19 protein-coding genes and 1 tRNA gene are annotated in these 20,122 nt (G+C 62.4%); 3 read left to right on the top strand and 17 right to left on the bottom strand.

All coding sequences use genetic code 11. The annotated features are described in order from the left end of the window. Window position 1: 1 nt before the first annotated feature. Window positions 2-1,111: a LysR family transcriptional regulator gene (locus tag ACYPXD_RS30160; protein ID WP_459720475.1), complete on the bottom strand. Its 1,110-nt coding sequence runs from the start codon at window positions 1,109-1,111 to the stop codon at window positions 2-4. 367 nt (window positions 1,112-1,478) lie between these two features. Next, the gene (locus tag ACYPXD_RS30155) at window positions 1,479-3,347 is read right to left on the bottom strand and encodes a phosphoenolpyruvate carboxykinase (GTP) (RefSeq protein ID WP_459720472.1); all 1,869 of its coding nucleotides are present in this window, start codon (window positions 3,345-3,347) and stop codon (window positions 1,479-1,481) included. Window positions 3,348-3,831: 484 nt separating this feature from the next. Here ACYPXD_RS30155 and ACYPXD_RS30150 point away from each other — a divergent pair, with 484 nt between their 5' ends. Continuing rightward, window positions 3,832-4,845, top strand: coding sequence for a D-2-hydroxyacid dehydrogenase family protein (locus tag ACYPXD_RS30150; protein ID WP_459720468.1), 1,014 nt, complete (start codon window positions 3,832-3,834; stop codon window positions 4,843-4,845). Between the two features lie 6 nt (window positions 4,846-4,851). On the opposite strand, the gene ACYPXD_RS30145 is transcribed toward ACYPXD_RS30150, so the two are convergent. Both ACYPXD_RS30145 and ACYPXD_RS30140 read right to left on the bottom strand, forming a co-directional pair. Continuing rightward, window positions 4,852-5,718, bottom strand: coding sequence for a patatin-like phospholipase family protein (locus tag ACYPXD_RS30145; protein WP_459720465.1), 867 nt, complete (start codon window positions 5,716-5,718; stop codon window positions 4,852-4,854). A gap of 50 nt (window positions 5,719-5,768) precedes the next feature. Then, entirely contained in the window at window positions 5,769-6,173 is a 405-nt protein-coding gene (locus tag ACYPXD_RS30140; RefSeq protein ID WP_459720462.1) for a PaaI family thioesterase, read from the bottom strand. Window positions 6,174-6,398: 225 nt separating this feature from the next. Between ACYPXD_RS30140 and ACYPXD_RS30135 the strand changes: the two genes are divergently transcribed. Further along, window positions 6,399-6,474 (top strand) — tRNA-Lys (locus ACYPXD_RS30135). 108 nt (window positions 6,475-6,582) lie between these two features. Here ACYPXD_RS30135 and ACYPXD_RS30130 read toward each other — a convergent pair. Together ACYPXD_RS30130 and ACYPXD_RS30125 are read right to left on the bottom strand one after the other, a co-directional pair. Further along, window positions 6,583-7,062: a hypothetical protein gene (locus tag ACYPXD_RS30130; protein WP_459720459.1), complete on the bottom strand. Its 480-nt coding sequence runs from the start codon at window positions 7,060-7,062 to the stop codon at window positions 6,583-6,585. 13 nt (window positions 7,063-7,075) lie between these two features. Beyond that, complete coding sequence (locus ACYPXD_RS30125) at window positions 7,076-8,542, bottom strand: hypothetical protein (RefSeq protein WP_459720456.1); 1,467 nt, start codon at window positions 8,540-8,542, stop codon at window positions 7,076-7,078. 474 nt (window positions 8,543-9,016) lie between these two features. On the opposite strand from ACYPXD_RS30125, the gene ACYPXD_RS30120 reads away from it, so the two are divergent. Further along, window positions 9,017-9,418, top strand: a complete 402-nt coding sequence (locus tag ACYPXD_RS30120; protein WP_459720454.1) for a lysozyme inhibitor LprI family protein — start codon at window positions 9,017-9,019, stop codon at window positions 9,416-9,418. A 154-nt stretch (window positions 9,419-9,572) separates the two neighbouring features. On the opposite strand, the gene ACYPXD_RS30115 is transcribed toward ACYPXD_RS30120, so the two are convergent. From ACYPXD_RS30115 to ACYPXD_RS30065, 11 genes are all read right to left on the bottom strand, one after another. After that, the gene (locus tag ACYPXD_RS30115; protein WP_459720451.1) at window positions 9,573-10,592 is read right to left on the bottom strand and encodes an aldo/keto reductase; all 1,020 of its coding nucleotides are present in this window, start codon (window positions 10,590-10,592) and stop codon (window positions 9,573-9,575) included. A 184-nt stretch (window positions 10,593-10,776) separates the two neighbouring features. Continuing rightward, window positions 10,777-11,520 carry an SDR family oxidoreductase gene (locus ACYPXD_RS30110; protein ID WP_459720448.1) on the bottom strand — a complete coding sequence of 248 codons (744 nt, stop codon included), beginning with the start codon at window positions 11,518-11,520 and terminating at the stop codon, window positions 10,777-10,779. A gap of 170 nt (window positions 11,521-11,690) precedes the next feature. Next, the gene (locus ACYPXD_RS30105) at window positions 11,691-12,341 is read right to left on the bottom strand and encodes an EF-hand domain-containing protein (protein WP_459720445.1); all 651 of its coding nucleotides are present in this window, start codon (window positions 12,339-12,341) and stop codon (window positions 11,691-11,693) included. A 242-nt stretch (window positions 12,342-12,583) separates the two neighbouring features. Continuing rightward, window positions 12,584-13,423: an anti-sigma factor family protein gene (locus tag ACYPXD_RS30100; RefSeq protein WP_459720443.1), complete on the bottom strand. Its 840-nt coding sequence runs from the start codon at window positions 13,421-13,423 to the stop codon at window positions 12,584-12,586. Continuing rightward, window positions 13,420-13,938, bottom strand: coding sequence for an RNA polymerase sigma factor (locus ACYPXD_RS30095; RefSeq protein ID WP_459720440.1), 519 nt, complete (start codon window positions 13,936-13,938; stop codon window positions 13,420-13,422). The genes ACYPXD_RS30100 and ACYPXD_RS30095 overlap by 4 nt, the downstream gene beginning before the upstream one ends. 202 nt (window positions 13,939-14,140) lie before the next feature. Further along, window positions 14,141-14,902, bottom strand: a complete 762-nt coding sequence (locus tag ACYPXD_RS30090; RefSeq protein ID WP_459720438.1) for an anti-sigma factor family protein — start codon at window positions 14,900-14,902, stop codon at window positions 14,141-14,143. A gap of 130 nt (window positions 14,903-15,032) precedes the next feature. Continuing rightward, window positions 15,033-15,848 (bottom strand): ABC transporter substrate-binding protein, encoded by an 816-nt coding sequence (locus tag ACYPXD_RS30085; RefSeq protein WP_459720435.1) that lies wholly within the window; start codon window positions 15,846-15,848, stop codon window positions 15,033-15,035. 58 nt (window positions 15,849-15,906) lie between these two features. Next, window positions 15,907-17,061, bottom strand: a complete 1,155-nt coding sequence (locus ACYPXD_RS30080) for a methionine aminotransferase (RefSeq protein ID WP_459720432.1) — start codon at window positions 17,059-17,061, stop codon at window positions 15,907-15,909. 79 nt (window positions 17,062-17,140) lie between these two features. Then, window positions 17,141-18,550 (bottom strand): ATP-dependent RNA helicase DbpA, encoded by a 1,410-nt coding sequence (dbpA, locus tag ACYPXD_RS30075; protein WP_459720429.1) that lies wholly within the window; start codon window positions 18,548-18,550, stop codon window positions 17,141-17,143. A 10-nt stretch (window positions 18,551-18,560) separates the two neighbouring features. Continuing rightward, on the bottom strand, window positions 18,561-18,749 hold the full coding sequence (locus ACYPXD_RS30070) for a hypothetical protein (RefSeq protein WP_459720426.1): 189 nt from the start codon (window positions 18,747-18,749) through the stop codon (window positions 18,561-18,563). Window positions 18,750-18,900: 151 nt separating this feature from the next. Then, entirely contained in the window at window positions 18,901-19,950 is a 1,050-nt protein-coding gene (locus ACYPXD_RS30065; protein WP_459720424.1) for a helix-turn-helix domain-containing protein, read from the bottom strand. Window positions 19,951-20,122 lie beyond the last annotated feature (172 nt).

The following is a 20,122-nucleotide window of genomic DNA, read 5'->3' as shown; positions in this document are numbered from 1 at the left end:
ATTAGCGCACCAACCGCGACGGCAACGCACCACGCGCGCGGTGATGCACGCCCGGCGGCTGCTTCTTCGGCCCGAGCTCACCATCGAGCAAGGCCGACAGCGGCTCCGCACCGTCAAACGCTTCGGGCGCCACGACCGTCGCACCCGCGTCGTGCATCGCCGACGATAGCGGCACCGGCTCGAGTCCGTCCTTGATCCACTGCTCGCCAAGCAGGCTGTTCGGCGTCTGGCTGAAGTGCTCGACGAGATGGTCGATAAACGTCCGCACCTTGGCCGGCAAATGGCGGCGGCTCGGATACGCGATATTGATCTCGACTTGCGGCAACCGGTAGTCGGAGAGAAGCCGCACGAGCTTGCCACGCGTCGTGTCGCGACCGATCAGATAACTTGGCAGGATCGCGATGCCCATGCCGAGCAGCGCGAACTGCCGCAGCATTTCGGTATTGTTCGCGACGATCACATTGGTCGGACGCACGCGCACTTCGCCGTCCGGGCCCGTGAACACGCGCTCGTCGCCCCAGTACTCGGACGGCAGCGACAGACACGGATGCTCGAGCAGTTGCTCCGGCCGAGTCGGCGTGCCGTGCTTTTCGAGGTACGCCGGCGTCGCGCAGACGGTCATGCAGCCGGTGGTCAGACGCCGCGTCACGATGCTTGCGCTGCGAAGATTGCGAGCGATCACGACACCGACATCGAAGCCTTCTTCGACGAGATCGACCTGGCGGTCGACCAGCGTCACGTCGGGGATAACCTTCGGGTACCGTTCCGCATAGCTTTGCAGCACCGGCGCGAGGTTATGCAGCCCGAATACAACCGGCGCGACGATCCTTAGCGTGCCGACCGGCTCGTGGTTGCGCGCCACGACCATCTGCTCGACGTCTTCGAGCTCGTCCAGAATCTGGCGGGCGCGCTCCAGGTAGACCTGACCCGACTCGGTCAGCGACAGGCTGCGCGTCGTGCGGTTGAGCAGCCGGGTGCCTAGACGGCCTTCGAGATCCGCGACATGACGGGTGGCGACTGCGTTCGAAATATCCATCGCGCTAGCCGCGCGAGCGAAACTGCCGAGATCCGCCACTCTGACGAATACTCTCATCGACTGCAAATGATCCATTGACGACTCTCCTGCTGTGTTGCCGCTTCCATCCGAAGGTGAGGCCGGAAGCACATTTGGAATTCTCCTACGACTAGGGAAAACGTGCAGAAGTTGCCCAACTTCGACCATTTTTAATGAAAATTCGCACCATCTTATTCGTAAGCGGAATGCAGGCTGACCAATTGTTCCGCAACTCGAAACAATGTGCTGCAATGCATCGAAGCGGGCTGTACACACGTGAACAGCGAAAGCGGCCGCTTTCTTCCACGAAAGCGCAAAGAAAACAGAGAAATTTCGCGGAGGCGAAAAAAGCCGCCCGAAGGCGGCTTTCGTGACTGAAAGTCACGCTTGATGCACCAAAACGATCACCAGTCGATCGCGCTCCCTACGCAGCGAATTTTCGCTCGAGCGCCGATCGCGTGTCCTGCAATGCCGCCGGCAGCCCATGTTGCAGCGTGTCAAACAGGTCCGAGTGCAGCGCCAGTTCCGCTTTCCACGCCGCATCGTCGACCGAAATCACCTGTTCGAACTGCGCGCGCGTGAAATCGAGACCGCTCCAGTCGATGTCCTCGTAACGCGGCGAGAAACCGAACGCGTGCTCGACGCCGGCCGCGGTGCCGTCGATGCGGCCCACCATCCATTGCAGCACGCGCATGTTTTCTCCGAAGCCCGGCCAGACGAACTTGCCGTCCGGTCCCTTGCGGAACCAGTTCACGCAGAAGATCTTCGGCATCGGCGTATTGAGCTTCGCGAGGCGCGCGCCGGTTTTGAGCCAATGGCCGAAGTAGTCGCTCATGTTGTAGCCGCAGAACGGCAGCATCGCGAACGGATCGCGCCGCACCACGCCCTGCTTGCCCGCCGCGGCCGCGGTCGTCTCCGAGCCCATCGTCGCGGCCATATAGACGCCTTCGACCCAGTCGCGCGCTTCGGTCACGAGCGGCACCGTCGTCGAGCGCCGGCCGCCGAATACGAACGCATCGATCGGCACGCCCGCCGGATTCTCCCAATCGGCATCGACCGAAGGACACTGCGATGCGGGCGCGGTGAAGCGCGCATTCGGATGCGCGGCCTTGCGGCCGGTTTCCTTTGCGATTTCAGGCGTCCAGTCGTTGCCTTGCCAGTCGATCAGATGCGCGGGCGGCGTATCGGTCATGCCTTCCCACCAGACGTCGCCGTCGTCAGTCAACGCAACATTCGTGAAAATGACGTTTTCCTTGAGCGTTGCCATCGCATTGAAATTCGTCTTCTCGCTCGTGCCCGGCGCGACGCCGAAATAGCCGGCCTCCGGGTTGATCGCGTAGAGGCGTCCGTCGTTGCCGGGCTTGATCCATGCGATGTCGTCGCCGATCGTCGAGATCTTCCAGCCGTCGAGTCCTTCGGGCGGAATCAGCATCGCGAAGTTGGTCTTGCCGCACGCGGACGGAAACGCGGCCGCGACGTAATGCTTGCGGCCTTGCGGCGACGTGACGCCGAGAATCAGCATGTGCTCGGCAAGCCAGCCTTCGTCGCGGCCCATCGTCGAAGCAATGCGCAATGCAAAACATTTCTTGCCGAGCAACGCATTGCCGCCGTAACCGGAGCCATAGCTCCAGATTTCGCGTGCTTCAGGGAAATGCACGATGTACTTCGTATCGTTGCAGGGCCAGCGCACGTCTTTCGCGCCATCCGCGAGCGGCGCGCCGACCGAATGCACGCACGGCACGAAATCGCCGTCTTCGCCGAGCACGTCGTAAACCTTGCGTCCCATGCGCGTCATGATGCGCATATTGGTTACGACGTACGGACTATCGCTGAGTTCGACGCCGATGTGCGCGATCGGCGAGCCGAGCGGTCCCATCGAAAACGGCACGACGTACATGGTGCGGCCGCGCATCGCGCCATCGAACAGACCGTCGAGCGTCGTGCGCATCTCGCGCGGGTCGATCCAGTTGTTGGTCGGGCCCGCCTCTTCGCGATGCTTCGAACAGATAAACGTGCGATCTTCGACACGCGCGACATCCGACGGATCAGAGCACGCGAGATAGGAGTTCGGGCGTTTCGCCGGGTTGAGCTTGCGCAGCATGCCCGCTTCGACCATCTGCGCGCATAGCCGGTCGTTTTCCGCCTGCGAGCCGTCGCACCATTCGATGCGCGCGGGCTTCGTCAACGTAGCGATGCGCTGCACCCATTCGATCAGTTTGCGGTTTTTCACCCATGCAGGCGCATGCACGTCGATGTCGCTGGATGGGCCTGCCTTGAACGCGGGATGATTCATCGAGCTGTCTCCGTTTTAGAAAAGTAGTTGAAAACGGTACAAGCCCAGCGACGCCGCATTTCGCCGCGTTCGACACGGGCGCAATACCGCAATACCAACGCGCGATCGACGCATCGGCGACGCATGGCACCGCGTATCAGCGCGTCATGCGCGGCGAGCGATCCCGCAGGTCGCGTAGGCCATCAGCGTGTTGCGCCGCATGCGGTCCACTGTCGCTCCGCCATCGCTTCGCCGCGATGAAACGGGTTGTAAAGCGGCTTGCGCGGACATGCAACAAACTGTTAAAAACGAGGTCAGTTATGTTTTACGTCGTATGTTGCCGCCACTGGGAATGTCAGAGATGTGCTGACACGTTCCTGCGACGGGCGGCCTCTGTACGGTAAAGCATCTATCAAGCCCGGCATGTTCCCTACTGCACATGTGGGACACGCAAGCCCCGGTTTCCGTTCCGCACCCCGATGGTGCGCCGCAAAACACTCTCGCCATGAAGATTGCCATCCTCGACGATTACCAGGACGCTGTCCGTAAACTCGATTGTTTTCAATTGCTCGCCGACCACGATGTCAAGGTCTTCAACAACACCGTGCGTGGGCTCGGTCAGCTCGCGAGCCGTCTCGCGGAAGTCGACGCGCTCGTGCTGATTCGCGAACGCACGCGCGTCAACTCGCAACTGCTCGACAAGCTGCCGCATCTGCGCATGATCAGCCAGACGGGCAAAGTGTCGAACCATATCGATCTCGATGCCTGTACCGAACGCGGGATCCCGGTGCTCGAAGGCGTCGGTTCGCCGATCGCACCGGCGGAACTGACGTGGGCGCTGATCATGGCGGCGCAGCGCCGCATTCCGCAGTACGTCGCGAACCTGAAGCAGGGCGCATGGCAGCAGTCGGGCCTGAAAACGTCGGCCATGCCGCCGAACTTCGGCCTGGGCCAGGTGCTGCGCGGACAGACGCTGGGCATCTGGGGCTACGGGAAGATCGGGCGGCTCGTAGCCGGTTACGGCAAGGCGTTCGGGATGAACGTGCTGATCTGGGGCCGCGAGCATACGCGCGAGGCTGCGAAAGCCGATGGCTACAACGTCGCGGAAAGCCGCGAAGCGTTCTTCGAGCAAAGCGATGTGCTGTCGCTGCATCTGCGTCTGCATGACGAGACGCGCGGCATCGTCAAGCAGGAAGATCTGATGCGGATGAAGCCGACGTCGCTGCTCGTCAACACGAGCCGCTCCGAGCTGCTCGAAGAAAATGCGCTCGTGGGCGCGCTGGCGCATAACCGGCCGGGGATGGTCGCGATCGACGTCTACGAAAGCGAGCCCATCTTGCAGGGCTATAGCCTGCTGCGCATGGAAAACGTGATCTGCTCGCCGCACATCGGCTACGTGGAACGCGAAAGCTATGAGCTGTACTTCAGCGCGGCTTTCAAGAACATTCTCGCGTTCGACCAGGGCGACACGTCGAGTGTCGCGAACCCGGAAGCGTTGCAGCTCGTGCGGCGCAAGTAAGCTGCTTCAATCGTGCGCTGCGGCGTCGAGCAGTTGCGGCATGTGCTGCAGGAACTGCTCGCCGTCCGCACGCCCCTGGTTGTACGCGTGCCGCATCTGCGACGGGCTCGTGTAATCCCAACTCGAAATCGGCACCTTGCGCGACGGCTGCACATAGAGCCGCCGCTGGTTGCCATGCGGCACGACGAACATCCGCGGGCGCGGATAGAGACGCGTCACCATCACGAGAACATGACCTGGCGCTGCGTCGAGCGCGCCGACCGGCACGTTGTCGACCATGCCGCCGTCGAGCACCGGCCGCCCATCGCGCCGCAGAACCGGCGTGAACGGCGGTGTGCATGACGATTGCAGAATCAGGTCGGCCAGATCGTCGACCGTCGCGCAATCTTGTACGCGCACGAATTCCGGATGAAAGCCGAGCGTCTGACCGAGCGTCGGATGCAGCGTCTTACGCACGTACTTCTCGATGTTGTACGCGATGAGTCCCGCGGCGACGGCGCTGCGTGCACCGAGCCAGCGCGGCAGATGCGACACGCCGACACGAATCTCGGGCGCATGCGCGAGCTTGTCGAATTTATCGCCGTAGATGTCGAGCAGCGCCTGCCGATAGATGCGGTAGTGGGGGAACACCGATTCGCCGCGCAGCAGATTGCCCCAATAGGCGTTCTTCGTGTTGTCGCGCAGGGCGTGTTCGTAGTAGCGCATGACCCATTCGGCGTCGCGCGTGTATAGCATGCACGCGGTGGCCGCGCCCGCGGAAATGCCCGCGATCACACGCGGACGGATGTTCAGCTCGGGTTGGACGATGTCCCAGAATCCGGCTTGCCACCAGCAGCGGTTGCCGCCGCCCGCGAATACGACTTGATCGAACATCGGTCTGCTTGGTTTGCTCGTTGCGTTGAACGTGGTTTCAATGAGTGACTTCAGTCGAGCAACGCGTAGGTCGTCGTTGCATGGACCGCCATTTTGCCATCTTCGTCGGCGAGTTCGACCTCGCCGAACACGAGACTGCGGCTGAATTTGAGCACGCGCGCGGTGACGAGCACATCGCCCTTGCGGACTGCGCGCATGAAGCTGATATTGAGCGATACGGTGGTCATCGGCTTGAAGCCGCCGAGCGCCGCCGAAATGGCGACCACCATCGCGGTATCGGCGGCCGCCATGAAAACCTGTCCGCAGATCACGCCGCCGCTGTGACGCAATTCGCCGGAGAACGGCAGGCGCAGAGTCGCGCTTTCGTCATTGGCTTCCACGGGAGAGAGGCCGAGTGCGCGCACCCAAGGCGCAAGCACGCGGTTGAGCAATTCCTGAACTGCGCTTTCGTCCATCTTTCGTCCTTGGTCGGGCCCTCGAGATACGCAGTGCGTGCGGCGCGGCGCAACGCGAGTGGCAAATGATACCGGGACGATTCTGGACCCGCGTTTTTAAGAGCCGAGCCCGCTTCGGACGGGGCTCGGGTGCCGCGAAGGGCGTGGAATCGCCGCTTTTTTTCGCCCGTTCGCGATAGGGGCTAGGCAAGTACGGAAAAATGCTGCATAATTTCGCTCTTCGTTGGGGCGTTAGCTCAGTTGGTAGAGCAGCGGACTCTTAATCCGTAGGTCGAGTGTTCGAGTCACTCACGCCCCACCAATAAATTCAAGCAAAAAGCCCGGTCAATTGGCCGGGCTTTTTGCTTTTACGCGGCTACCGGCCATAGCCTGGTGCGGTGCCGCCTTAGCGGCACCGCACATCCAACGCTTAGCGCACGGTTACCTCAGCGGGCATTTCAATCACCCGCTGTCCGTTCGGCACACCCACGCTGCTCGCTGCCTGAGGCTTGAGCGTCGCCGAGCCAACCGTTATCGGAATCGATATCGCATCGCCGCCGCGGCTCGTCTTGACGAATACGTTGAGGAAATACGCGCCCGTCAAATTTGCCTGCACAACGACCTTATCGTGCGAAACGCCATTGCTGTCCGGACTCAACTGCTTGCGCGCCGGACTCTTGAGCGCCAGGCTGCCCTCGGTCGCGTACGCGACTTCGATGGCGCCGCTCGCGTGCGACGCGATGTAGTCGATCTGAACCTCGACCGGGTTTCCAGGTGCGCCCTGCACAAACGACGGCGTGCGCACCTCGATGCCCGCATAGCCCTTACCGAAGATTGAGACCCTTTCGGCCGAAGCGTGCTGGAAACCGAGCATCATGGCGACACCGAGCATAAGCGTAGTGAATTTCATCGGATGCTCCTTATTACTGGCTAATGGCCCGCATCAAAACGGCGACGCATTGAGGTGCCGAGCCAGGCTTGGCGGTTGCGTCGAGATTCGTGGCTGGCATGACGTCGGCGACGTAATCGCCTGCTGTGGGGAATTCGACGATCTGTGCGTCCTTCCTATCCGACATATCCGGCAACTCCTTGCCGAAGCCTAAAATCTGCACGACGTAGCTGCTCACATCGACGCCCGGCTGGCTCGTCAAGGTGAACTCGTACTTGCCCGGAGACGGAACCCTAAGACGCAGATGCCCATAGTTGCCGAGTTTGTTCCCCGCCCCGGCCTGCGTCGTCGAACACGAGGTTGCCTTAGCGTCCGGCACCAGCGGCACATAGATCGGAAAGATCGCAGGGTTGATGTCCGCGGGATCGAAGAACCGGGTTTGGGTGCCCCATGCGTCCAGTTCAGGGCCCGCCTGCACGTTGATGGCGGTCAGTAGCTCATCGAGCTGTGTCTTGCCTGCGTCGTTCAACGTGGGACGCATTGCCGCCGCGAACGAAAAGACGCTAGTCAGCGCCGGCGTGCGCTTCTGGCCGGTGAGCATCGTCTGGTAGATCGCGTCGAAGCCTATGTCCGGCGAGGTGTAAAGCGTATAGAGCAGGTGCCCCACGGCTAATTCATCAAACCACGCCTTATTCGCACCATTTTCGAGCTCGTCGAGCTTCATGACAACGCCGGCCTGAGCTTGCAGTGGCCCTTGCGTGTCGGCGTAATCGGGCGTGTCACGGACCATCGACGAGAACGCATTGCCCCACGCCTCCCCGAACGCCACGCGCATGTCAAGCTTATCGCCGACGGCGTGGTTGCCGCCAACGCTGTCCGAGCGTGAAACCTTCGCCTCCAGATAGTGGCCGTACTCGTGAACGACGACGCTTGCGTCGTATTCGTCGGTGTCGACGTTTTGCGCTCCGAGGATGTACAACCCGCTTGCCTTATCGGCAGGATCGAAGTGGCTCGTCCTGATCATCCCATTGGCAACCTCGCCTTCAGCCGGTCGATTGTTGATGCTCCAGAACACGTTGAGCGCCGGCAACTTCACGGCCGGCGCAGCACGCTGCAGCTTTTGAGATGCGGTCACGATCTGGTCGAGAATCGCGAAAGGCGCGGCCGCGCGCATTGCGCCATAGCCGCCGCCCGTCCATCCGGAAGGCGCGTTCATATCCATCCGCATTCCAGCGGCCTTCGTCAAGATCACGCTGCCGCGCATCGCGTAAAGCGGCGCCGAGTCCGCCGACGCTCTGAATTCGGGCGCCGTATTGTCGCGTACATGGACCAGATAATCGGGAGCGCCAGCAGGGCCCTCGGAAACCTGCGACATCACGCGAATATAGACACGTACGCCGACAGGCAGACTGAGTGAATACGCGCCGGAGTCGTCGGTGACGCTTGTGCCGATTACCGATTTACTTTCGTCCGATACGGCTTCGACGAGCGCGCGCCGCACCGGGCGCTTTTCGGTCCTCGCGTAATCGAGGCCGGCCGATCGCGTTCCGTCAGCACGGGTGCTCCACGCCGTCGGCACGTAGTCGTAGGTGACCTTTCCAGAAATGCCGGACACCGTGCTCGGCGCCGGACCGCCGCCATCGCTGCTTCCGCCGCCGCATGCGGCAAGCATGACGATGGATAGCGTCGCAATCCCTACGCCGATTACGCTTCGTGATCCGAACCGATGTTTTCTATTTTGAACCATTCGCCTCTCGCCCTGACCGGATAGAGGCGCGATGCTAATCGCCGCTTCGATACTGAAATATCGGAAATTTCCGAATCAACAACATGTCAGGGATCGTTCAGAGAATCGAATCGGGCGCGCTGCAGCGGCGGAGTTTCAATTGCGCTTGAGATCGCGCTTCGCTAATGTAAAAACAGGTAACGTCCATCAGCGGTCATTTCCGTTGCACACAGAAACAGGACATTAACGATGCGCGCTTTAATCCCTTCTTTCGTCGTCACGACGTTTCTGCTCGCGAGCCACTCCGTGTTCGCCGCCCAACCCGATTGCGCAAACGCAACCGATCAGGCCACGCTGACCCAATGCGCGAGCAACAGCCTGAAAGCGTCGGACGCGAAGCTCAACCAGACCTTCCGCGCATTGCAGGCGAAGGTCAGCAAGCCGGGTAAGGACAAGCTGCAAAAAGCGCAACGCGCGTGGCTTTCATGGCGCGACGCGCAGTGCGATTTCGATACGTCGGGATCGAGCGGCGGAAGTGTTCATGCCATGGTCCTCGCGTCGTGCCTCGACGACCTCACGAAGGCCCAAACGAAACTGCTCGATAGCCAGTTGCACTGCCAGGAAGGCGACACCGCTTGCGGTGGTCAATAGCGCAGTCAAGCGGCTTGGCAAGGCTCGCCAAGACACGCGGGGCGATTCGACCGGCGTGACCGCGCACCTGAAGCGCCGACCGCGGCACGCGCTCGCCAAACGCGGACCCACCACAAGGCCGGTCCGCGGAAGTCGCCCATCAAACAATCAAGCTTTACTTATCAATCGGCAACGGCGCATTCTCCGCCACGAGCTTTTCCTGCCGCATCTCGCGCCAGAAATCAGCCGGAATGACTTCATTGACCGCAGCCTGATCTTCAGCGATCCGCTCGGGCTTGCTCGCCCCCGGAATCACCGCGGCGACCACCGGATTCGCCAGCGCAAACTGCACCGCGGCCGCCTTTACGCTGATGCCATGACGTTTGGCGATCGCCTTGATCTTCTCGACCTTCGCGACGATCTCCGGCGACGCCTTCTGATATTCGAAGTGCGCGCCGCCGGCCAGAATGCCCGAGCTATACGGACCGCCGACCACGATCTCCGCGCCATGCTTCGCCGCGGACGGCATCAAACGCTGCAACGCACGCTCGTGATCGAGCAGCGTATAACGCCCCGCAAGCAGAAATCCATCGGGCTTCGTTTCGCTCAGATCGAGCGCCAGCTCGCACGGCTCGACGCGATTCACGCCGACGCCCCATGCCTTGATCACGCCTTCTTCGCGCAGCCGCGTCAGCGCGCGAAACGCGCCCTTGCGCGCCGTTTCGAACACCGACAGCCAGTCGTCGCCGTAAAAATCCTGCGCGATGTCGTGCACCCACACAATTTCGATGTGGTCGGTCTTCAACCGCTTCAGGCTATCTTCGATCGAACGCATCGTGCCGTCGGCAGAATAGTCGTTGACGATCTTGTTCGGGCGCCCATGCGCGAACACGCCGCCCTTCTCGCCCTGGTCGCGCGCGTTGACGTCTTCGATTTCATCGAGAATCACGCGGCCGACCTTCGAGCTCAGCACATACTCGCTGCGCTTGTGCTTCGCGAGAATATCGCCGAGGCGAATCTCGGCCAGGCCGGCGCCATAGAACGGCGCGGTGTCGAAGTAGCGGATGCCGTGCTGCCACGCCGCCTCGACGGTCGCGGCCGCTTCCTCTTCAGGAATCGCACGGAACATGTTGCCTAGCGGCGCGGTGCCAAACCCGAGCTTCGTTCCGGCCGGCAGTTTGTCCTTGATGCTCATTGCTTGCTCCAATCGGTAAAGGTCATTGGCACGAGTGTAGGGCGTTCAGTTGACGCCGTCCAAGACGGAATCCGACATAGATCAGTCGCTCAAGGTCTGACGCTAGCAATACACGCGGAACAAGCGGGAAACAAGCGGGAACCAGCGGGAATACACAGGAACACGCGCTCGCACCCGCCTCGCACTAAACAAGCATATGCCCGCCGTCGACGACAATGACTTGCCCCGTGCTGTATCCCTGCTGCATCAGATACAGATACGCGTTGGCCACCTCGCTCGCTTCACCGACCCGCTGCACCGGCAGCTTGTTCCCCACGCCTTCATACAAACCGTTGCGGTCGTCCTCGGTCATGTTGCTCCACAGGTTCGTGCGCAACACGCCCGGTTTCACGGCGTTCACGCGCAGCGGCGCGAGTTCGACGGCGAGCGAGCGCGTCAGCGACTCCATCGCGCCAAGAATGCTCGACGGAATCGCCCACGCCGACATCGGCCGCGACGACGCAACGCCGCTTGTCAGCGTGATCGAGCCGCCCGTGCGCAGATACGGCGCCGCATATTTGACCGTGGTCACCGCGCCCCAGTAGCGCACATCGAAAGCCTTGCGCGCCGCTTCGATGCTGAGTTCGGCGAGCGTCTGCAGAAACAGCGATTCACCTGCCGTATAGACGAGATGGTCGAATGCGCCGACGCGCTCGAAGAAGGCACTCACGCGTGTTTCGTCGGTGAAGTCGACGGCCTCGCCGCGCGTGCCCTTCGGCAGCAGCTCGAGCGCATCCTGTACGCGCCGCAAGTTGCTCGACGCGATCGTCACTTCCGCGCCGGCGCGCGCCGCCGCCTGTGCCACGGCGAGGCCGATGCCCGAGGTACCGCCGGCCACGACGACGCGGCTATTCTGCAGAGAAATATCAGTAACGTGAGTGGTCTTCATGGGGAATCTGTGGAGTCTGCTAGTGATGGGGAATCGCTAAATCAAATAAAGCGACAGGCTCGCGAGTGTACCCGGAGAATATTTTCTATTTCCCGCAATAAGCTATTACCCGTTTTCCGACATACGGCTGATATTGTTTACCCGACAATTTCTTTTTGATCGACGCAGACTCACGTCGATACTTTCTCGCTCTGCACGAAAGACGTCTCGAACTTCAGAAACTCCGATTGATCGACGCTGCCGTCATGGTTGCTGTCCATCAATCCGAGCAGCGTCTGGGCCGCGGGACTCGCGCTGTCGCTCGACAGACCGCCCAACGCATTGAGCAACTCGCTGTTCGTGATCGACCCGCTCTGATCGCCGTCGAATGCGGCAAAAAGCTGATCGGCTTGTGCCTTGGTTCCGCCGAACTGCTGCTCGACCAGGTTATCGAAGTCCCCCTGTGACACCGCGCCGCCTTGCTTCGGTGTGTCGCCCGCGTTTTGCATTTTCTTCGCGACGTCCGCCATCAGGGCCGCAACCTGATCCGGCGTCTTGGCCTGGGCGATCTGATCGGGCGTAATGCCCAGACTCGACAGGCTGACCTCGGTCACGGTAACGCCTTTCGACGCGAGTTCCGAAAACGCCTGCGCCTGCGGACTCAGCGTCACGACCGACGAAGGCGACGACGCTGCCGCAGACGACGCCGATGCGGAGTCCGCACTGCCTGCGCCTTGCGAACCGGCGGCATTTTGCGCGCCAGTGGAACCGGAAGCGCCGGCCGAACCGCGTTGTGTATGGCGATGCTGATCGGCGGCGGTGTTGATCGATGAAACCGACATGGCAAACTCCAGATATTTACCCGTTACTTTCAATTAATCGACAAAAATCGCACGATCGTCAAACGCCCCAATTACATCAACCGCATCCGGCATCTGAGCAGGCGATTTTCAAATAAATAACGGCCACCCCAAAGGCGATCTTGAATCGCATGGGACAAAAACGAAAAAAGCCGACCAGCTCACGCCGATCGGCTTTATATCGATAAGCAAAGCAGCCTATCGAACCATCTTCACCCGCGCATTCAACCTGCGGTCGACCCGGTCAATTGCGCATAAACATCATGCGCAAGCTGCAGCATCACATTGCGATCGAGCCCGCCCGACACCGCGTATCCGAAATTGCCGTCCACCCAATAAAACACATTCACCGGGCCGTCCTGATACAGCTTGAACGCGGTCGTATTCGAGCTTGTATTCCGATGCGAGATCACGAGCGTCACGCGCTCGCCCTGCGCATTGCGATACATGAACTGCGCCATCGGACCGTCCTTGCCCGGCAGCATGCGGCCGCCGTCGAGCTGGAAGCCGCTTTTCGTCAGCATCGGCGGATGCACGTCGGTGCCGAGCCGGCTCGCGAGGATCTGCACGAAGTCTTCCTCGTGGTTTTGCCCCATCAGGTCCGACGGCCGCGTCACCGCAGGCATGTACACGACATGCGCGACCGCCACCTTGCGCGCAAACATTTCCGTGCTGTCCGCGCTGACCGGCCGCGTATCCGAGGTCGACGCGCTCATCCCCATCCAGCCGCCGCCGGGCACGCTCCGGCCCATATTCGTGCCGACGCCGATCCCGACACCGAGCACCAGCGCCGCAGCCATGCCGGCGAATTGCGGCCAGTTCATCGCCTCGCGCCAGCTGCGCGTCTTGCGCGGACGCAGACGCGCCGGCACCGGCTCGTTGAGCACGCGGTCATAGCGATCGTGGAACATGCTGTTCAGCGAGAAGTAATCGCTGACTTTCGACGCGAGCGCCGGGTTCTGCTCGAGCGCGCGCTCCACCTGCTCGCGACGCGCTTCGGAAAGCGCGCCGTCCACGTAGGCGTGGAGATCTTCTTCGCTGATCGGAGTTTGTTGTTCGCTCATCGCACCACCTGTAATTTCGCGCCGGGCTGCGCACCCGCCATCAATGCCCTGAGCCGCTCGCGGCCGCGCGACAGACGCGACATCACGGTACCAACCGGAATGTCCAGCGCAAGCGCGACCTCCGTGTAGCTCATCTCCTCGAGACCGACCAGCAGCACGACTTCTCGCTGCTCCGCCGGCAAACGCTGCAGCGCGTAGTCGAGATCGCGCACCTCGAGCGACTGGGTCTGGTTCGCCGACACCGCGAATTCACTCTCGACAACGCTTTCGTCATCGACCGACACGTGCACCGCCCGGGTCGACGCCTTGCGAACCTGGTTGATGAACACGTTGTGCATGATCGTGAAGAGCCACGCGCGCAGGTCGCTGCCTTCCTTGAACTTCTCGGTGCGCGACAGCGCCCGTTCGAGCGTGTCCTGGACGAGGTCGTCCGATAAATCCCGATTGTTGACCAACGCCCGCGCATAGCGGCGCAGACGCGGTACGTGTTCCATCAGTTCGTCACGGATGTCCATTGTTTATACCGGTCAGGGATCGCGGGCCGCGCACCAGCCCGGCGCACCACGGTTCTACCACTGCGAACAATATTCCAGCGATTCTATTCCCGCGGCGATGTAATTTTCGTAAAAGGGGAGGATTCGTGCCGGGGCAAACGCGGGCAAAGGCGGGCCGCGGCCGGCAAGCGCCGGCGCGAACGCCAGGCAGCAGGCCCCGCGCTCAGCGGAGCGTCGCCGCGTCGGCCGCCCGCATCAGGCCGCGAGTGTCGGCCCGGGCCGCCAGCACGTAGCGCACGCCATTTTCGCTCCACGTGAGCAATCGCCATTCGCCGACGCGGTGACCCACCCAGCGCGGCCGGTCGAAGACGAACGGCGCGCGCGTCGTCAGCAGCACGACCGGCTGGCCGTCCGCATTGCGGTAGTCGAATTCCTGCGCCTCGGCGATCAGGCCGAGCCGCTGCGTTTTCACCGATTCGAGCCGCCATCCAAGCTGCGCGAACTCGGTCGAAAACGGATCGCGATCGGCGGGAACCGGCGGCTGCGTGGCTGTCTGGTCCGACGTCGCAGCCCACTGTGCGTAGCTCATTACCGCCGCGGCATTCAACTGATGATCCGAAACGAACGCGGTGGCGGCCCAGCCGCACAGGGCCAGCACGAGCAAGGCGATGCGCTGCGCGACCGAGCCCGTCATGGCCCGCCACGCGTCACGCAGCTTTCCCCGCCACCCGCGCGGCGCGCTCTGGCGCCGGCCGAACTGCGTCGAACTGCCCGCGGCAGCGGAAGCAGTCGCGTGCGGCATGAACGAGCGCTGCATCTGACCGTTCAGCCGACGATAGAACGCGATCCGGCTCGCTTCGCCCGGCATCGCGCCCAGGTAACGTTGCACGCGCGCGGCACGCTCAGGCGACAGCGACCCATCGGCAAACGCCTGGATGTCCGCTTCGGTCAGCAGTGGGTCGGTGGTGAAATCGCTGTACGCCATGGTCTGAGTGTGGAAAAAGTTGCCTCTTCCCTTGCGCAAACACCATCGCCACCCGCTTTATTCCCGATCCTGACGGCTGGCGAACGCCACTATTGCAAACGGCAACGCGGGCGCGCCATCGAGGCCCGGCTTATTTCGCCGACACGTCGATAGTGCCGAAATACTTCCGCGCCAGCGCCTTCACGGTGCCGTCCGCCTGCACTTTGGCGATCGCCGCATTCAATTGCTCGCGCAGCGCGTCGTCGCCTTTGCGGATGCCGAACGCGATGCCGCTGCCGAGAATCTTGTCGTCGCGAACCGGCTGGCCGACGAACGCGAAGTCCTTGCCTTCATGCCGCGACAAAAAGCCCGTCAGGCCGGCGGGCGCGAGCACGAGCGTCGCATCGAGCCGCCCCGAGCGGAGGTCCGCGTACACCTGGTTCTGATCCTGATACGGCACGACCATGACGCCCGCGGGCTCCCAGTGCACCTTCGCGAAGGTCTCCTGAATCGACGCCTGCAGCACCCCGACGCGCTTGCCCTTCAGCGATTCAGGCGTCGGCAGCAGGCCGCTGTCCTTGCGCGCGATCAGCACGCTCGGCACGCGGTAGATGATATTCGTGAAGTCGATCGCCTCGCGGCGCTTGTCGGTCGCGTTCATCGCCGAGTTGATCGCATCGAACTTGCGGCCCTGCAGCGCGGGAATCAGACCGTCGAACGACGTCTCGACCCAACTGCACCTGAGCTTCGCCGCCTTGCAGACCGCGTCGCCGATTTCGATATCGAAGCCCTGCAGTTCTCCATTCGCGCCTTTCGATTCGAACGGCGGATATTGCGCTTCGAGGCCGTAGCGCAGCGTCGTGGCGTCGGCGGCTGGCGCGGGCAGTGGGGCAAGGGCGGCGATTAGCAATGCGAATGCACACGCCGGCATCAACCCGCCCGGCAACCGGCTTTTGAGCAGCTTCATGTCGATCTCTCCCTGTTGATATTGATTTATTCAGACGAGACAGCAGAAAGTCGATGCGTCAGATCGCGCACAAACGCCGCGCGCCTTCCAGCAGCGTCGCGTCGTCTTTCGAAAAGCTTAGGCGGATTAGCCCCGAATCGGTACCGTCCGTGTAGAACGCGGACAGTGGGATGGTCGCAACCTGTGCGTCGCGGATCAGGCGCAGCACGAAGTCGTTGTCGCTTTCGTCGGAGAAATCGCGAAAGCGCGCGAGCATAAAGAAGCTGCCTTCGCTCGGCAGCAGTTCGAAACGCGAATCGCGCAGCGCGTTGGCGAGCAGATCGCGCTTGTGCTGATAGAACGCGGCAAGGCCCAGGTAGCTTTGCGGTTGCGCGAGCGCGGCGGCAAACGCGTATTGCATCGGCGTATCGGCCGAAAACATCATGAACTGGTGCACCTTGCGGATCTCGTCCATCAGCGCCGCGGGCGCGACGCAGTAGCCGACGCGCCAGCCCGTCACGTGATACGACTTGCCGAACGACGACACGATCACGCTGCGTTCCGCGAGTTCCTGATCGCAGGCCATGCTCAGGTGTGTCGCGCCGTCGAATATGACGTGTTCGTACACCTCGTCGGACAGGATCACGATGTCCGTATTGCGTGTAACCGCCTTCAGGCGTTCGATGTCGTGGTCCTTGAAAACCGTCGCCGTCGGATTGTGCGGCGTATTGACGATGATCATCCGCGTGTTCGGTGTGATCGCCGCGGACACTTCGTCCCAGTTCACGCGAAAGCCGGGCAACGACAGCTTGATCGGAACCGGCGTTGCGCCTTGCAGGCGAACGATCGGCGCGTAGCTGTCGAACGACGGCTCGAAGTAGATCACTTCGTCGCCGGCGTGCACGAGCGCGCTGATCGTCGAATAGAGCCCTTCGCTCGCACTTGCGATAACCGTGACTTCCGACGATTCGTCATACCGCGCGCCGTACAGCGTCTCGACCTTGCGCGCGAGCGCTTCGCGCAGGCTGCCGATGCCGGTCATCGGCGCGTACTGGTTGTGACCGTCGCGCATCGCTTGCGCGACGTCTTCGATCAGCATGGCGTCCGGCATAAAGTTCGGCGCGCCCTGCGACAGGTTCAACGCATGGTGTTCGGCGGCCAGCTGGGCGATCACCGTGAAAATCGTGGTGCCGACATCGGGTAGTTTCGAGCGGGTTTGCAGCGCGCTTTGCATGGGGTGTCTCCGCTTTGCTTGTCGGCTTTGCTTGTCGGCTTTGCTTGTCGGCGTTGCTTGTCCGCCTTATTCGTCCATTTTATTCGTCCATCAGCCGGACCTTGACCTTCTTCCCCTTCAGCTTACCGGCATTGAGCTTGCGTAGCGCCTCGCGCGCAATGCCACGCTCCACCGCGACATACGTCGAGAACTCGGTCACATTGATCTTGCCGATCTGCGCGCCGTCAAACCCGGCATCGCCGGTCAGCGCACCAAGCACGTCGCCGGGACGAATTTTCTCCTTGCGGCCGCCGAGAATCTGCAGCGTTTCCATCGGCGGCAGCAAATGCTCCGAATTGCCGTTCGGGCCGGTCGGCTTCAGCTCCGCCAGCGGATGCCATTCCACTTCGCGCCCCTGTGCTTTCTCGATGCTGCCGACGCGGCCCATTTCGTCCATGCTCGCGAGGCTCAAAGCCCAGCCATCCTGATCGGCGCGGCCCGTGCGGCCGATGCGGTGCACGTGCACTTCCGGGTCGGGCGTCACGTCGACGTTGATGACCGCTTCCAGCTGCGCGATATCGAGCCCTCGCGCGGCGACATCGGTTGCGACGAGCACCGAGCAGCTGCGGTTCGCGAACTGGATCAGCACCTGATCGCGTTCGCGCTGGTCGAGCTCACCATGCAGCGCGAGCGCATGAAAGCCCTGCGCGCGCAGCACGTCGAGCAGATCGCGGCACTGCTGCTTCGTGTTGCAGAACGCGAGCGTGCTGACGGGGCGATAGTGATCGAGCAGCAGGCCGACCGCGTGCAGCCGCTCGTCTTCGGTCACCTCATAGAAGCGCTGGCGGATCTTGCTGTCGTCGTGGCGCTCTTCGAGCGTCACCTGCTTCGGGTTGCGCAGGAACTGCTGGCTCAGCTTCGCGATACCGTCGGGGTAAGTCGCCGAAAAAAGCAGCGTCTGGCGTTCCTTCGGGCATTGGCGCGCAACGGTCGCGATATCGTCGAAAAAACCCATGTCGAGCATGCGATCGGCCTCGTCGAGCACGAGCGTGTTCAGCGCCTGCAAAGGCAGGCTGCCGCGCTCGAGGTGGTCCATGATGCGCCCCGGCGTGCCGACCACAATATGCGCGCCATGTTCGAGGCTCGCGATTTGCGGACGCATCGGCGTGCCGCCGCACAGCGTCAGCACCTTGATGTTTTCTTCGGCGCGCGCAAGGCGCCGGATTTCCTGCGCGACCTGATCGGCGAGTTCGCGAGTCGGGCACAGCACCATCGCCTGCACGTCGAATTTGCGTGTATCGAGCCGCGCGAGCAGCGCAAGCGCGAATGCCGCGGTCTTGCCGCTGCCAGTTTTCGCCTGCGCGATCAGATCGTGGCCGGCCAGCGCGAGCGGCAAGCTGGCCGCCTGGATCGGCGTCATGTCGACATAGCCGAGCTGCGCGAGATTCGCGAGCGCGGCAGGCGACAGCGGCAGCGTGCTGAAGGGCGTGGCGGACGTCGGGCTATTCATGTTCAATCCTTCAATCCTGGTAGGGACGGCCTTCGAGCTGTTCGTAGACGACGGTGCCGTCGTCCGCCTCGAAGCGTTCGACGTAATTGCGCGCGCCGCACATCGGACAGCGGAACAGAAGCCCCTGGCCCTCGTTCTTGATGACGACGTCGGATAGCGCCCACTGCGCGCCGCAGGACTGGTTTCTGCAGGTAAACACGGTGATTCCTCAGGTAGATGCGTTGGATACCGGGCGATTCTAGCGGATGGGAGATCGCGGACCGCGCATGCCGTGAGGAAAAGTTTCGGCAACCACTTCAAGCGGGCGCCGGAAACAGCCTTGCGCAGCGCGGCGCGAGGTGAGCGGGGCGTCAGTGGGCCAGGCGGAATTCGCCGCGAAGCGTCTGTGCGGCCTTGAGCGTGTCCGACGGTCGCATGCCGAACAGTTTTCTGTAGTCGGCCGCAAACTGGCTCAGATGCCAGAAGCCCCATGCGGCGGCGACATCCTGCACGGAAAGCGCGCCGCCGCGCGATGCGTCGCAGAGATCGCGGCGCGCGCCGTTCAGCCGGATCACGCGCAGATAGCTCGCGGGCGCCATGCCGAGCACGTCCTCGAAGCAGTACTGCAGCGTGCGGCGGCTCACATGCAGATGCTCGCACAGTTCGGGCACGCTCACCGGCCGGTCGCGGTTCGCCAGCACATAATCGCGCGATTCGCTGACGACGCGGCGCCGGCGCGGCCGCAATGACGCCGCCTGCGCGGGCTCGCAATCCGTCGTCATGCCGCATGCGCCGAGCAGCACGTCGAGCACCGATGCATGGAGCTGGGGCCGCGCGCACGTCGCAAGCGCGGCGTCGCCTTCGGCCAGAATCTGCGCGAGGCGCGCGCAAAGCTGCGCCTTGCGCACCGGATCGATCTGCAGCACGCCCGGAAGCGCCGCGCGATCGACCAGCGCATCCCCGTGTCCCGCCAACGCCGCATGTCGACGCAAGATGCCGCCATGCACGACCACACCGAAAATTTCATAGCCGGCCGGCGTCACCAGTTCGAACTCGATGCCGCCAGGTCTCAACGCAACGGCATCGCCATCGATCGCGTTACCGTCGATGCGCCCCGTCGCGTCGCGATGCACCGGAATGCCGAACCAGTACGCGTCCGATTGCACCTCGCATGTCTGGCGCAGCGTCTCGCTCGTCGTTTCGCGGAACACGTGCATATCGTCGACGTGCAAGCCGGTGAGCTGTCCGGTAAATCGCCCGGACGTCAGTTGATCGTACGTCTGCCGCCAGCCGTGGAGATTGCGCGCCTGCTCGTCGGCATCGTGTGCGATGCGCGTTTGCACGCGATACAGCTCGCGGTGCTGCGGTGACATGGCTGTTTCGCTCGCAGCGGCATCGGGAACGTCGGTGTCGATTGTCATGGGGATCACCGGGCGGCAAATGTCGGGCAATGGATGCCCTCGCTACTTTAGCCGCTCAAAAAAACGCTGTGGGCAAGCTGTTACCGCTCATGCATGCGCCGCGGCGGCTGCTGTTCAGATCGTGAACAACGGCCGCGACACTGTTCAATATCGAAGCGCCTCGCGAAGCGAA

Source organism: Paraburkholderia sp. 2C, from assembly GCF_054589215.1.
Note: the sequence above shows the minus strand (reverse complement) of the source record. Positions and strands in the feature narration are given on the sequence as shown.